General features: G+C 65.2%; 11 protein-coding genes. 3 read left to right on the top strand and 8 right to left on the bottom strand.

The genetic code is table 11. From position 1 onward, the window contains the following. Nucleotides 1-158: 158 nt before the first annotated feature. The 3 genes from L6D77_RS26520 to L6D77_RS26510 form a co-directional block, all read right to left on the bottom strand. Nucleotides 159-2,570 carry a glucose/quinate/shikimate family membrane-bound PQQ-dependent dehydrogenase gene (locus L6D77_RS26520; RefSeq protein ID WP_232883339.1) on the bottom strand — a complete coding sequence of 804 codons (2,412 nt, stop codon included), beginning with the start codon at nt 2,568-2,570 and terminating at the stop codon, nt 159-161. 30 nt (nt 2,571-2,600) lie between these two features. After that, nucleotides 2,601-3,947, bottom strand: coding sequence for a carbohydrate porin (locus L6D77_RS26515; protein WP_232883340.1), 1,347 nt, complete (start codon nt 3,945-3,947; stop codon nt 2,601-2,603). Nucleotides 3,948-4,221: 274 nt separating this feature from the next. Then, the gene (locus L6D77_RS26510; RefSeq protein WP_232883341.1) at nt 4,222-6,270 is read right to left on the bottom strand and encodes a TonB-dependent receptor; all 2,049 of its coding nucleotides are present in this window, start codon (nt 6,268-6,270) and stop codon (nt 4,222-4,224) included. Between the two features lie 192 nt (nt 6,271-6,462). Here L6D77_RS26510 and L6D77_RS26505 point away from each other — a divergent pair, with 192 nt between their 5' ends. Both L6D77_RS26505 and L6D77_RS26500 read left to right on the top strand, forming a co-directional pair. Beyond that, entirely contained in the window at nt 6,463-6,684 is a 222-nt protein-coding gene (locus L6D77_RS26505) for a VF530 family protein (protein WP_232883342.1), read from the top strand. Continuing rightward, nucleotides 6,684-7,316, top strand: coding sequence for a Pr6Pr family membrane protein (locus L6D77_RS26500; RefSeq protein ID WP_232883343.1), 633 nt, complete (start codon nt 6,684-6,686; stop codon nt 7,314-7,316). The genes L6D77_RS26505 and L6D77_RS26500 overlap by 1 nt, the downstream gene beginning before the upstream one ends. 99 nt (nt 7,317-7,415) lie before the next feature. On the opposite strand, the gene L6D77_RS26495 is transcribed toward L6D77_RS26500, so the two are convergent. The 3 genes from L6D77_RS26495 to L6D77_RS26485 form a co-directional block, all read right to left on the bottom strand. Further along, a complete protein-coding gene (locus L6D77_RS26495) occupies nt 7,416-8,177 on the bottom strand; it encodes a siderophore-interacting protein (RefSeq protein ID WP_232883344.1) in 762 nt (253 codons plus the stop codon). Then, nucleotides 8,174-8,710 carry a PadR family transcriptional regulator gene (locus L6D77_RS26490; protein ID WP_232883345.1) on the bottom strand — a complete coding sequence of 179 codons (537 nt, stop codon included), beginning with the start codon at nt 8,708-8,710 and terminating at the stop codon, nt 8,174-8,176. The genes L6D77_RS26495 and L6D77_RS26490 overlap by 4 nt, the downstream gene beginning before the upstream one ends. A gap of 89 nt (nt 8,711-8,799) precedes the next feature. Next, nucleotides 8,800-11,946 carry a transglycosylase domain-containing protein gene (locus L6D77_RS26485; protein ID WP_232883346.1) on the bottom strand — a complete coding sequence of 1,049 codons (3,147 nt, stop codon included), beginning with the start codon at nt 11,944-11,946 and terminating at the stop codon, nt 8,800-8,802. A gap of 423 nt (nt 11,947-12,369) precedes the next feature. On the opposite strand from L6D77_RS26485, the gene L6D77_RS26480 reads away from it, so the two are divergent. Next, nucleotides 12,370-13,788: an amino acid permease gene (locus L6D77_RS26480; protein ID WP_232883347.1), complete on the top strand. Its 1,419-nt coding sequence runs from the start codon at nt 12,370-12,372 to the stop codon at nt 13,786-13,788. A gap of 169 nt (nt 13,789-13,957) precedes the next feature. Here L6D77_RS26480 and L6D77_RS26475 read toward each other — a convergent pair whose 3' ends face one another. Continuing rightward, entirely contained in the window at nt 13,958-14,203 is a 246-nt protein-coding gene (locus tag L6D77_RS26475) for a DUF3077 domain-containing protein (protein ID WP_232883348.1), read from the bottom strand. Next, the coding region (locus L6D77_RS26470; protein WP_236170211.1) for a hypothetical protein at nt 14,200-14,433 on the bottom strand (234 nt) is incomplete at its 5' end. The genes L6D77_RS26470 and L6D77_RS26475, both read right to left, overlap by 4 nt.

Below are 14,433 nucleotides of genomic sequence, written 5' to 3'. Positions count from 1 at the left end.
ACGAAGGGGGGAGGGGGATTGATAACTGTTGGGGCTGCGCTGCAGCCCTTTCGCTGGCAAGCCAGCTCCCACAGGGATTATGCGGTCCCTGTGGGAGCTGGCTTGCCAGCGATGAGGCCTGTATTGACAGTCGAACCCCATGAAGGGGTCCGGTTGGCTTACTCGGCGAGTTTGTAAGCGATGATGTAATCGCCCATTCTGGTGCCCAGCGAACCATGGCCGCCGGCGGTTACCAGCACGTACTGCTTGCCGTCCTTGCCGGTGTAGGTCATCGGCGTGGCCTGGCCGCCTGCTGGCAGGCGGGCTTTCCACAGCTCTTCGCCGTTCTTCACGTCATAGGCGCGCAGGTACTGGTCCAGGGTGCCGCTGAGGAAGCCGACACCACCGGCGGTGACGATCGAACCGCCCATGCTCGGTACGCCCACCGGCATGCCGATCGGTACCGGGGTGCTGTCACGGGTGGTGCCGTTCTTGTGCTTCCACACCACTTTGTTGGTGAACAGGTCGATGGCCGCCACATAGCCCCAGGCCGGGGCCTGGCACGGCACGCCCAGCGGCGACATGAACGGGTGCATGGTCACGGCATACGGCGCGCCGGTGTTCGGCTGCACGCCACTGGTCTCGCTTTCGCGCTTGCTGCCTTCGGCCACCTGCTCACGCGGCACCATCTTCGACACGAAGGCCATGTAGTTGGGCGAGGTGAACAGCAGCTGACGCACCGGGTCGACCGACACGCTGCCCCAGTTGAACACGCCGACGTTGCCCGGGTAGACCAGGCTGCCCTGCTCGGACGGCGGGGTGTACTGGCCTTCGTAGCGCAGGCTGCGGAACTGGATGCGGCAGAGCATCTGGTCGAACGGCGTGGCGCCCCACATGGCCTGTTCGGTCAGGTCAGGGCCGAGCAGGTTGAGGTCGGAGCGGGCCTGGGTCGGTGCGGTGTGGTCGCCCTTGACCGCGCCTTGCGGTACCGGGATCTCGCGGATCGGCACGATCGGCGTGCCGTCGCGGCGGTCGAGCACATACAGGCTGCCTTGCTTGGTCGGCACGATGACCGCGGGTTTGACGCCGTCGTCGGTCTTCAGGTGGACCAGGGTCGGCTGGCTGCCGACGTCCATGTCCCACAGGTCGTGGTGGGTGAACTGGTAGTTCCAGCGCGCCTTGCCGGTGGCCAGGTCCAGGGCGACGATGCCGGCGCTGTACTTCTCGGCGCCCGGGGTGCGGTCGGCGCCCCACTGGTCGGGGGTCTGGTTGCCCAGCGGCAGGTAGATCATGCCGAGGTCTTCATCGACGCTGGCGATCGACCACATGTTGGCCGAGTTGCGGCTGTAGAACTTGCCGTCGGCCAGGGGCTTGGTGTCGTCCGGGTTGTTGCTGTCCCAGTTCCACACCAGGTGGCCGTCGTGCACGTCGTAGGCGCGGATCACGCCGGACGGCTCGTTGGTCGACTCGTTGTCGGTCACGTGGCCGCCGATGATCACCAGGCTGCGGGTGATCGCCGCCGGCGAGGTGGAGTAGTAGCCACCGGCGGTGAACGGGCCAATGCCGCGGGTCAGGTCGATCACGCCCTGGTTGGCGAAGCCTTCGCAGACCTTGCCGTTGTCGGCGTTGATGGCGATCAGGCGGGCGTCGGCGGTAGGCAGGTAGAGGCGGCGCGGGCAGGCCTGGGCCACGGCTTGCCCTGCGTCGGTGATTTTTGGCGCGGGGCTGCCGTCACGGCTGACGTAGCTGTTCTCGTCGTAGTACGAGACGCCACGGCAGGTCATGTGGGCAAAGCCCTTGAAGGTGCCGGTGGGGCTCTTGACCTGCGGGTCGTAGCGCCAGATCTCGGCGCCGGTGTCCGGGTCCAGGGCCAGCAGCCTGCTGTGGGCGGTGCAGGCATAGAGCATGCCGTTCACTTTCAGCGGGGTGTTCTGGTTGGTCAGCTCGACCGGGTCGTTCTCGGTCGGCAGGTCGCCGGTGCGGATGCGCCAGGCTTCTTCCAGGCGGTAGGCGTTCTGCGGGGTGATCTGGCGCAGCGGCGAGTAGCGGTCGCCATGCTCGGTGCGGCCGTAGGCCTGCCATTCACCGTCCGGCATGGCCGGGGCGGCGCTGCCCATTTCGCTGTCGTCGCGGGTGAACGCGCCACGGATCTCGCCCGGGTGGGTGAACTGGCTGGCCACGGCGGTGGCGCCGGACGCGACCACGGCCACACTGAGCAGGGTGGTGTTGATCATGGATGCCGGGCCGACCAGCGGGCGACGCGCCCACGGCAGCAGCAGCACGACGCCGATGGCGAACCAGATGGCCAGGCGTGGCACCAGTTGCCACCAGTCCAGGCCGACTTCCAGCAGGGCCCAGACCGTGCTGCCCAGCAGCACCAGGCCGTACAGGCCCAGGGCGATACGGCGCTTGGCCAGCAGCAGGATGCCGGACAGGGCGAAGCCGATCCCGGCAATCAGGTAGTAAAGCGAGCCGCCCAGCTGGCTCAGCTTGATGCCGCCGGCCAACAGGGCCAGGCCCATCAGCAACAGCAGCACGCCCATCAGGCGCGGTAGCCAGCGGGTTCCATTCTTGGCACCGTCAGTGCTCATCGTCTGTTCTCCGTAGAGTGGAAGGGGGGGTTAGAAAGTGCTCTGGATCTTCAGGCCACCGATCAGCGCGTCATCGACGTGCGACACGCCGCCCGGGTGGCGGATGTACTGCAGGTTCGGGCGCACGGTGAGCCAGTTGGCCAGGTGGATGCCGTAATAGAGTTCGGCGCTGTATTCGGTGTCCTGCACGGGCAGGTAGCCAGGGTTGTCGTAGTCGTAAAGACCGGCGGCCTGGTTGCTGAGGCGGGCGTTCTTGCGGTAGCCGGGGTTGACGTGCACACGGGCCAGGGCGAAACCGATGTCGTCCTTGGCACGGGCGTCGAATGGCCCTTTGTAAACCACACCTGCCTGTACATAGTTGTCGATGGCATTGGTCTTCTTGTCGTGCACCGTGGCATTGGCGAACAGGCTCAGGCCGCGCGATTGGTCGGACGCCTGCGCGGTCACCTGCTGCTGCACGCCGAGCCACAGGCCGTGCTTGCTCGAGCTGCTGCGGTAGGCGGCGCCGCTGATGGCGGCCGGGGTGCCGTTGCTGTCCTTCAGAACATCCTGTGCTTTGGCATTACTGTAGTAGTAGCCGGCGCGATATTCCCCTTTCAGGCCATTGACCCGCGGGCTCCAGACCAGCTCGACCGGCATCACCGCGCCCTGGGTACCGCTGCCGGAGAGCTTGAAACCATTGCCCGATTCAAGGTTGGAGGGGTTCTGCTCGAACACCCCGACCTGGGCGTAGAGCTCATCATTGAGGTTGTAGCGCACGCGCAGCGCCCACTGGCTGACCGGCCAGTTGTACCAGATGCCGCCCACCCAGTTGCCCACCTGCGAGCCGCAGAACGCCAGGTTCTGGAAGTCGCAGGGGAAGCTGTTGAAGTCCTCGCCCTCGCCGAAACGGCCGAATTTCACATCCAGCGCACCGTCGAAGTACTTCTGCTTGATCCACATCTGGGTCAGCCGCCAGGTTTCGCCGCGGCCCCAGACTTCCTGGGCCGAGGTGAAGCCGCCGACCCGCGGGTCGTTGATGCGGTCGTTGCTGATGTTGTCGCCGTGGCGTTCGGTGACGGTCAGCTGGAACTCGGTGTCGCCCCAGCCGAGGATCTTCTGCAGGTCCATGTTCACGCCAAAGGTGAACTGGTCGCTGTAGCGTGCGGTGCGGTCGTGGTCGTAGCCGCCGTGCAGGTTGCTGCCCATCTCGCCGGTGTAGCCGAGGGTGAAGTCGTAGCCCTTTTCCAGCAGGTCGGTGCGGGTGCCGCCCCAGTCGCCGAGCATCCAGGGGGAGTCCTTGGCGAACAGTTCGCTGGCGCTGGTGGTGGGGGACAGGCTGCCGAGCAGGGTGGCAAAGGCGAGTCCGGCGTAGCGGGTAGTGGGCAACTGGAGCATGAGATAGCGCTGTCTTTTGATTGTTGAAGAAACGGCAAGCGCAACGAGGCGTGGAGCATCGAAGGGAAATGGCTGCGAAAGGTATTCGATGAAGCGATTCAGCTTGCGGCGGGGAGGATATAGGGGAAGTTGTAAGAAAAAAAGACAAAATGTCGCAGGGGATTGTTGCTGACTCGGTAATGATCTGCGGACACCCAAGCCTGTGGGAGCGGGTTTACCCGCGAAGGCGGCAGCGAATCCACCGACGCATTCGTGGGTAAACCGTAGCGGTACGTCAGAAGCTCGTACGCAGCCCAACCTCCACACTACGCCCCGGTGCCGGCGCGATATCCCGCAGGATCGAACTGGCATAGCGCACCGTCTGGTCCGTCAGGTTCTCTCCACGCACAAACGCCAGCCACTGGCTCTGGCCGATATCGAAGCGATAACCAAGGCTGGCACCCAAGGTGGTGTAGCCATCGGTGCTGGTTTCATTGGCCGGTTTGCGGTGTTGCGACGCGGCATGCTGCACATCGACCCGCGCCTGCCAGCGATCCAGTTCCCAGACCAGACCACTGTTCAGGCGCAGCGGCGCGATACGGGGCAGCGGCTCACCGCTGTCGAGGTTCTTCGCCCGGGTGTAATCGCCGGACAGCTCCAGGGCGAAACTGCCGTAGCGGTTCTCCAGCAACTGCCAGCGGTCCTGGGCCTCGATGCCGTAGAAGCGCGCACGCACGCCCTGGTACTGGTACTCGGGGAAGCCTTCGTGGTCATGGTCATGGTCGTGATCATGATCTTCGTCATGGTCATGGTCGTGCCCCTCGCGCAGGTTGCCAGTGCCGATCAGGCCGATGTAGTTGCGAAAGTGGCTGTAGAACACGCCGACACTGCCCTTGTGGGTGCCATTGTCGAAGCGCAGGGCCAGGTCGCCGGAGATGGCCTTCTCTTTGTTCAGGCTGGCATCGCCCACTTCATAGGCGCCGGTGGCGACGTGGGCGCCGTTGGCGTACAGCTCATAGAAGGTCGGGGCACGCTCGGTGTAGCCCAGGTTGGCGGCCAGCGCCCACACCGGGTCGAGTTGGTACACAGCGCCGGAAGAGAGGCTGAAGGCGTTGAAGCTGCTGGCGCTGTCGGCGCCGGCGAAGGTCTCGTTGCCCTTGGCATCGGGGTCGACGCGGGTGTGCTCCAGGCGGGCGCCCAGGCTCAGGTTAAGGCGCTGCGTGGCCTGCCATTGTTCGAGCATGAACAGCGCCAGGCTGTCGGTGTCGGTGTGGGGGACGAATGCTTCTTCACCCAGGGCGGAAAACTCGTTGCGGCTGACCTGCGCGCCGATCACCCCTTCGACCGGGCCTAGCGGCTGGTGCCGCGCCTCGACGCGTGCCTCATAGCCCTTGTTCTTGAAGGTGGTGTGCACTTCGCCGCTTTCGATCTCGCGGTGCTGGTAGTCGGTGTAGCCGGCATCGACCTTGACCGAGCTGAACGGGCCGTCGAGGTCGCGCAGTTCCGAGGCGAAGCCGTAGTGGTCCTGTTGCATGTCCAGGCGCACACCGGGCTCGGCCACCGAGCCGTAGTTGCTGTCGTAGCGGCTGTAGGACAGGCCGGTGTAGCCATGGTCCCAGTGGTAGCTGCCGCCGATCGCGCCGCCATCCTGGCGGCCGTCGCTGTTGTCCAGGCGGTGCTTGCTGCCGGGCTCGTCGGCGTCGCGCAACTTCGAACTGCGTGCATAGCCGGGGATGCGCAGGTCGTTGAACTGGCGGCTGTTGGCATCCAGGTGCAGGGCGAAGGCGCCGTTGCCGGCTTCCAGCTTGCCGGCGCTGCTGCGGGTGGTGTCGGCGCCGCCGTAGCGCAGCTCACCGGCGCCGTGGATGCCGTCGATAGGGGCGTCGGGGATGCGGTTGTCGAAGGTGTTGACCACGCCGCCGATGGCGTTGCCGCCGTACAGCAGGGCGGCCGGGCCGCGAACGATCTCGACCCGTTCGACGGTGACCGGGTCCAGCGGCACGGCGTGGTCATAGGACAGTGACGAGGCATCCAGGGCGCCGACGCCGTTGCGCAGGATGCGGATACGGTCGCCGTCCAGGCCACGGATCACTGGGCGGCTGGCGCCGGGGCCGAACCAGGTGGAGGCCACGCCGGGCTGTTTGTTCAGGGTCTCGCCCAGGCTGCCGTGCTGCTGTTGCAGCAGCGCGTCGCCTTCGAGCACGGTGCTTGGGGCGGCCAGTTGGGCATTGCCCAGCGGATTGGCGGTGATCACCTGGGGTTGCAGCTCGACGGCGTGGCTGGCGGGCGAGGCCAGCCACAGCGCGACGGCGAGGGGGGAGAGGTGCAGGGGCATGTGACGCATGGGGTGGGGCGTTCCTTGGCAGGGATATTGTGTTGTTACAATATAACATCACTATTTCAGCATAAGCTTTTCTGCACTTGCCAGTGGTTTCTGATTTTTGAGTCGATACGGCAGGCCGCTCCTGCACGGGGAGCGCGCAGAGGCCTCTACACTCGTGTAAGGTGCGCACCTTTCCGAACCTGGAGCACTGGCATGAGCACGGCCCAACACAATGCGCTGCATGGCAAGACCCTCGAGCAGATCCTCACCGAGCTGGTTGCGCACTACCAATGGCAGGGCCTGGCCGAGCGCATCGATATCCGCTGCTTCAAGAGCAACCCGACCATCAAGTCGAGCCTGACCTTCCTGCGCAAGACGCCCTGGGCGCGCGAGAAGGTCGAGCTGCTGTATGTGAAGCTGCAGCGCAAAGGCTGATGCCGCGCCGCCCCTGGCTGACGCTCGCCGCCGTGCTCGGCTGGGCGGGCTTGGCTATCCAGCTGTACCTGGTGCTGCTGGCGCGCTGGCAGGCCCAGGCCAGCCTGGTCGGCGGGCTGGTCAACCTGTTCTGTTTTTTCACCGTGCTCAGCAACACCCTGGTGGCCACGGTGCTCAGCCATGCCGCGTTTGGCCGCGAGTCGGCGGCCAGGCGCTGGTTCCTCTCACCTGCGGTCAGTTCGTGCATCGCCGCCAGCATCGTGCTGGTGGGCCTGGCCTACAGCCTGCTGTTGCGGCACCTGTGGCAACCCCAGGGCTGGCAGTGGCTGGCGGACGAACTGCTGCACGACGTGATGCCGGTGCTGTTCGTCCTGTACTGGTGGTTCGAGGTGCCCAAAGGGCATTTGCGGCTGTGGCACCTGGCGGCCTGGGCGCTGTATCCGGGGCTGTATTTTGCCTTTGTGCTGTTACGTGGGCATGAGATTGGGGTTTACCCCTATCCCTTCATCGACGTGGCGCGGTTGGGGTACGAGCAGGTGCTGCTCAATGCCCTGGGGGTGCTGGCGGGGTTCTGGGGGATCGGGCTGGTGCTGCTGGGGCTGGATCGGTGGCGGGGGCGCGGCTTGCGCTAATGCTGGGGGTGTTTCGCGGCACAAGGCCGCTCCTACAAATGATCGCGGGCTCCTGCAGGACCGGCCGGATAGGGGCGCGCAGCGCCCCTGGATGCCCGATTACTCATCGTCGGCCGTACCCTCCGCGCGCCAGTAGGCCGCAGCCTTGAGCGCATCTTCCGGCACCCCCTTCTCCAGCAGCAGCGCCTTGGCCTGACGGGTCAGGGATTTCTCCAGCGCCACCCAGCCGTACAACCGACCCTCTGGCAACGCCAGGTGCTTCACCCGCTCCAGCACGTCTTCGCCATGCCGGCGCACCCAGATCACCTCGACCTGCGCCTTGCTCGGCAGTGGCTGGCGCTCCTGTTCATCTTCGATCTGGATCACCGCCAGCACCTGGCGCCCCGCCGGCAGTTCTTCCAGGCGCCGCGCAATGGCCGGGATCGCGGTTTCGTCACCGATCAGCAGGTAACTGTCGAAGATATCCGGCACCACCATCGAGGCCCGTGGCCCGGCGATGTCCAGCGTCTGCCCCGGTGCAGCCTGGGCGGCCCAGGTGGACGCCGGGCCGTCGCCGTGTAGGACGAAGTCGATGTCCAGCTCAAGGTTTTCCAGGTCGATGCGCCGTGGCGTGTACTCGCGCATGGTCGGCCGGGCGCCGCCGTCGCGGCCCAGGTTGCGCGCGTCGATGGTCACCTGCTCTTCGGGTGTGCAGGCAAACAGCAGCTTGATGTGGTCGTCGGTGCCGACGCTGGTGAAACCGGCCAGCTCGGCGCCGCCGAGGGTGATGCGGCGCATGCGCGGGGTCAGGTCGGTGACCCGCAGCACGACCAGGCGGCGCTGGCGGATCTCATGGTTGACGCGGTGAATGGTGTCGCTCATGGGGTGTTCTCCGTAACGGCCGGCCCGGAGGCGATGGCCTTGGCGGTGTCGTTGAGCAGGGTGCGTACCCGCTCGATCTCGTCGGGCGTCCAGCGGCCGCTGTGCATGTGCAGGGCGTGGCGCAGGTTGCCGACGGCTTCATGGATTTCGGGCGGGCGGTCATGGCCGCGCAGGGCACGTTTGCTCACTTCGATGCGCATGCGCACGCCGTCGAGGGCGACCGCTTGTTCGGCCAGGGCATTGCGGCCGGCATCGGTGATGGCGTACAGGCGCTTGCTGCCCTGGATCTGGCCGCCGATCAGCTCGGCTTCTTCGAGGTAGCTGAGGGTCGGGTAGATCACCCCGGGGCTTGGGCTGTAGCTGCCATCGAACAGGTTTTCGATCTGGCGAATCAGGTCGTAACCATGGCCAGGCTGCTCGGCCAGCATCGACAGCATCAACAGTTTCAGGTCGCCCGGGGCGAACACCCGCGGGCCGCGCTCGCCGCGGCCAGGGCGGCGTTCGAAAGGGTCATGGGAGGAATGGTCGCGCATGGCGCAGGGGCTCCGTCTGCTTCGATATATCGCAAGATATTACTCAAGATATATCTAAAGACAAGCCCTCAAATGCAGATGATTATCATCTAGTTGCTCGATAGGTCGTTGTGCTGAACCGGTTGCAAGGCCACCTGCGGTGCCTTGCAGGCGTTGGGATTGTTCGGTTCCAGGTACGGCATGAGGATCGGCGCCATGCCCTTGAGCACCTGCACCGGCAGTGCCGAGGTGAAGGTGAAGGCTTCGGCTGTGCGCCCCGGCACGAAGGCGGTGAGGGTGCCGAAGTGGTTGTCGCCGAGGAAGAACACGAAGGTGGCGGTGCGGTTCAGCGAGCGCGAGCCGATCAACCGGCCCCCGGCACCGAAGCTTTCGATGCGGTTGTCGCCGGTGCCGGTCTTGCCCCCCATCACCAGCGGTGTGCCGTCGTGCAGTTTGAAACTGCCGGAGATACGCCGGGCAGTACCGGCATCGACCACCTGTGACATGGCCCCCTTGAGCGCCCGGGCCACTTCCACCGGGAGGATCCGCTGGCCACGGTCGGGGTCGCTGAGCAACTGGGTTTCATAAGGCGTGCCCTGGGCGAAGTGCAGGGTGTCGATACGCAGGGTGGGCAGGCGCACGCCGTCGTTCTGGATGATCCCGACCAACTCGGACAGCGCGGCCGGGCGGTCGCCCGAACTGCCGATGGCGGTGGCCAGCGACGGCACCAGGTGGTCGAACGGGTAGCCCACGCGCTTCCAGCGTTGGTGGATATCGGTGAAGGCCTCGATCTCGACCATGGTGCGGATACGGCTGTCGCGGGCGCCCTGGTGACGGCTCTTGAACAGCCAGCTGTATACCTCCTGGCGCTCGAAACGGCTGGCATTGAGGGTGTCCTTGAGCGACGCGCCGGGGTTCTTCAGCAGGTAGCCGAGCATCCACAGGTCCAGCGGGTGGACCTTGGCGATGAAACCCTGATCGGGCAGGTCGTACTTGCCCGGGCCATAGGCCTCGTACATCTCCACCAGGCGGCTGTCGGTGAGCTTGGCCATGGCGATCTTGTCGTCCTTGCTGTGGGCCCTGACGAAGGCATTGAAGGTTTCCTGGCCGGACTCGGGGAACAGGTAGCGGTGCACCGCCGCCAGGCGTTGCGGGGTGACGCGCATGCTGTCGAGGAAGGTGTCCAGGCGCTGTTGCGAGGTCTTGCGCTGGTACTTCTTCCAGAACCGCATCATGTAGTTGCTGCCTTCGCGGTCGGCGAAGCGCGCCAGGTATTCCTGGCGCCGTGGGTCGGCGTCGTCCTTGAGCAGCGGCTCGCGGTTGAACGGCTGTTGGTAGGTGACGTAGCGCACCAGGTCGCGCATCAGGCGGATGAACGGCAGGTTGATCGATTCGCGCAGGGCGTCCTTGAGGGTCGGGTTGCGGTTGTTGTCTTCCTTGCGGAAGTTGTTGAACACGTGCATGCCGCCACCGGTGAAGAACGCCTCGCCGGTGTTGGCCGAGTACTTGCGCTCCAGGGCCGCGTCGAGCATGGCATCCAGGCTCTGGTTCTTCTGGTTTTGCATCAGCCACTCCAGCGACCATTGGCTGATGCGATCGAGTTCGGCCACCGGCACCTTTTTCAGCTCGGCGGGCGGCTTGCCGGCGTACTTGTCGTGCAGCTCGGCGATGATTTCCAGGTAGGTGGTCAGCACCCGCAGCTTGGCGGTGGAGCCCAGCTCCAGCTTGCTGCCTTCGTTGATGTCGAAGGGCTGGTTGGTGCTGTCGGTCTGCACCCGCACCCGCGAGCCGTCGCCAGTGCGCTCGAACAGGGTGAAGCTGTAGCTGACCTGGTCGGTGGTCTTGCTGGTGAGCAGGCGTTCGCCGATCAGCCCCATCTGCGCGGCGAACGCCGGGTCGGCGAGGTTCTTCAGGTACTGGCTGATCTGCACGTTGAGGTCGGCCTGCAGGGTGCTGGTGGCCGACAGGTCGAGGCGGTCGAGGTCGTACAGCGGGCGGTTGAGCATGGCCGCCAGGCGGTTGCGGGCCAGGCTGATGCCCTTGTTGGTGATGATCGGCACGATGGTTGGCTGGGCCACCCAGTCGCGGTAGATCGCCTTGCTGGCCAGCGCCGCGTCGGCCAGCGGGCGCTCGATGATGCCGTTGGCGGCGAGCACGCGGATGTGCGAGTCGGTGAGATCGGCCAGCTCGAGGCGGCCCTTGGACAGGTAGTGGGACGGCCGGCGCTGGGCAATCATCAGCGACAGCACCTGGCGCAGGGCCAGGCCGCGCTCGGCCAGGCTTTTCTCGTCGCTGGCGGTGGAGGTGAGGGCCTGGTTGACCTGGTCGAAATCGGCGCCGTACCACACCCGTAGACCCTCGGCCATGCCATGCACCTCACCATGGCCAGGCACCGCCGACAGCGGCACGCTGTTGAGGTAGTCACGCACGATGCGCTCGCGGGCCTCGGTGGTGTCCGGCCCGCCCTGGTAGGCGCGCACGCTGGCCGAGATCATCTGGCGGATCTTCTCGGCGCCAGACACGGTCAGGCCGTCCGGCGAGTGGCGGTATTTTTCCAGCTGAGTGGCCAGGGTGCTGCCGCCGGCGGACTGGCCGGGCAGGGCCAGGTACTTGGCCACCTGGCTGTAGGCGGCCTTGGCGAAACGTGGCCAGTCCACCGCCGGGTTGCTCTTCGGGTCTGCCGGGTCCAGCAGTTCGCGGTTCTCGATGAACAGCAGGCTGTTGACCATCACCGGCGGGATCGCCGCGAAGTTCGGGTACAGGTGTTGCGGGTAGTTGTACTGGTAGAGGGTGTCGCCGCGGCAGTCGGTGATCGACAGGCCGGCCTGGATCTTCTCGATGTAGGGCACGAACAGGCCATGCTCGGCATAGCTCATCAGCGCCGGCGAGAAGTGCACCTGCTGGTTGATCAGGTAGTCGCGCTTGAGCAGGCGCGGCAGGAATTCGCCCAGGGCGCTGTAGCCCAGGCGTTTGTCGAAGGGGCCGTCACCGGGGTAGACGATGGCGTCGCTGGGGCCGGGGTCGAGCTGGTAGGTGAGGGTGCTGGCCAGCTTGCTGAATTCACGCGACTGCAGGCGGGAGGTCTGGATCTCCTGCCAGGCGGCATAGCCCACGGCGGCCATTGCGACGATCAGGATCAGCAGGATCAACCGCCACCACAGGCGGCGCTGGCGCACGGGTTTGGGCGGGGGAGTTTCAGCCTGGGGTGCTTTGGGTGCTTCCGTTCTGCTTGGTTCCGATTGCCACAGTGCGCCCATAGTCTTGAGTCCGGCCGGGTATTTTCGCGTTGCTTGTCTGAAGCTTAGACGTTGGTCGGGTTTGGTGAAAAATTTGTAGGAGGCTTCGACTGAGCCTGTATGAACATGCGCCTTTGGTGCGACTTCCATTCTTCGGCAATGTTGCTAAGGTAGCCGCCCCATTCCTGTGCATGGGTACTGATGGGCGGTGATGCCCCTCCGTGAAAGGGGTTTGCGCCGAGAATTCTCGCCAAATTTCCTGCTTTATATAGTGAAAAGCCCTTCATGTGGCTTCCTATACTGCTCGGCCCCTTCGCCCTGCCCGCAACCCGCGCGGCAGACAGGCTGGCCCACAAGGCCGCCTGGCAAGACGACGTTGCGCCTATCGGCGCAGCCAGTGCTGCACGAAGGTCAAATCCAATAACAAAATGAGGTTGTATTGCTATGCCAGTCGGCAACCATCCTGCCCACGGTGAGTCCGCCCAGGGCGGCCCGCTCAAGCGCGAACTGGGCGAACGGCACATCCGCCTGATGGCCCTCGGCGCCTGTATCGGCGTCGGCCTGTTCCTCGGTTCGGCCAAGGCCATCGAAATGGCCGGCCCCGCCATCATGCTGTCCTACATCATCGGTGGCCTGGCCATCCTGGTGATCATGCGCGCCCTCGGCGAAATGGCCGTGCACAACCCGGTCGCAGGCTCCTTCAGCCGCTACGCCCAGGACTACCTCGGCCCGCTGGCGGGCTTTCTGACCGGTTGGAACTACTGGTTCCTGTGGCTGGTGACCTGCGTGGCCGAAATCACCGCGGTGGCCATCTACATGGGCATCTGGTTCCCCGATGTGCCGCGCTGGATCTGGGCGCTGATGGCCCTGGGCAGCATGGGTGCGATCAACCTGATCGCGGTCAAGGCGTTCGGCGAGTTCGAGTTCTGGTTCGCCCTGATCAAGATCGTCACCATCATTGCCATGGTGCTCGGCGGCATCGGCGTGATCGCTTTCGGCTTCGGCAATGACGGCGTGGCCATGGGCATCTCCAACCTGTGGAGCAACGGCGGCTTCATGCCCAACGGCGTGACCGGCGTGCTGATGTCGCTGCAGATGGTGATGTTCGCCTACCTGGGCGTGGAAATGATCGGCCTGACCGCCGGCGAAGCCCGCAACCCGCAGAAGACCATCCCCCAGGCCATCGGCTCGGTGTTCTGGCGCATCCTGCTGTTCTACGTGGGCGCGCTGTTCGTGATCCTGTCGATCTACCCGTGGAACGAAATCGGTAGCCAGGGCAGCCCGTTCGTGATGACCTTCGAGCGCCTGGGCATCAAGACCGCTGCCGGTATCATCAACTTCGTGGTGATCACCGCCGCGCTGTCGTCGTGCAACGGCGGCATCTTCAGTACCGGGCGCATGCTCTACAGCCTGGCGCAGAACGGCCAGGCCCCGGCCACTTTCGCCCGCACCTCGAAGAGCGGCGTGCCGCGCAATGCGCTGCTGCTGTCGATCGGCGCGCTGCTGCTGGGCGTGCTGGCCAACTACCTGGTGCCGGAGAAGGTGTTCGTCTGGGTGACCTCGATCGCCACCTTCGGCGCGATCTGGACCTGGGTGATGATCCTGCTGGCGCAGCTCAAGTTCCGTGCCGGGCTGTCCACTGCCGAGCGCAACGCGCTCAAGTACCGCATGTGGCTGTGGCCGCTGAGCTCGTACCTGGCGTTGGCGTTCCTGGTGCTGGTGGTGGGGCTGATGGCGTACTTCGAGGAGACCCGCGTGGCGCTGTACATCGGCCCGGCGTTCCTGGTGCTGCTGACGGCGCTGTACTACACCTTCCGCCTGGCGCCGAAAGAGGCCCAAGGCGTGGCGAGTAGCGCCGCCTGATCAACAAAGCCCCGGCCAGTGCCGGGGCTTTGTTTTTTGGGGGCCTGCACTGGCCTCATCGCCGGCAAGCCGGCTCCCACAGAACTGCGCCGAACCCTGTGGGAGCTGGCTTGCCAGCGATGAGGCCAGTATGAGCAGCACAAAACTGTTGCTTGCATAGAGCCCTGCTTCAGCGGCCCATGCCGATCTCCATGTCATCGATCAGCGCCTTGGCCATAGCGCTCAGTATGCGCGCCGAGCTGCCGGCGATCAGGTCGCTTTCCATCTCGGCCTCGCAGGTGAGGTGGCGGATGCAGCCGAGCAGCACCGATAGTTCGTCGAAGGCGTGCTGGAACGGGATGCCGGGCTGGATGCGGAACAGCTCCAGGCAGGGGGTGACGCCTGCGGTGCTGCCAGGGTCGGACGGGGCGGTCATGGCAGGGCTCCCGTTTCGCGGCGGATCAACGGGTAGAGCAGCTGGTTCAGATACACGCAGGTATTGAGCAGCGTTTGGCGCTGTTCTTCGCAGTTGGTGTCGAAATAGAGGTCGAGGACTTCGCGCAGGCATTCCATCAGGGAGGTGGCTTCGGCGCGGGCGGCTTTCGATCTTATAGGCGCTGCAAAAACATCGGCGAACACCTGGTGGCCCTCACCCAATATCCCGAC

The organism is Pseudomonas parasichuanensis (assembly GCF_021601385.1).
Classification (GTDB): Bacteria; Pseudomonadota; Gammaproteobacteria; order Pseudomonadales; family Pseudomonadaceae; genus Aquipseudomonas; species Aquipseudomonas parasichuanensis.
The sequence above is the reverse complement of the archived record's forward strand: the minus strand, read 5'-3'. Positions and strand labels throughout refer to the sequence as shown.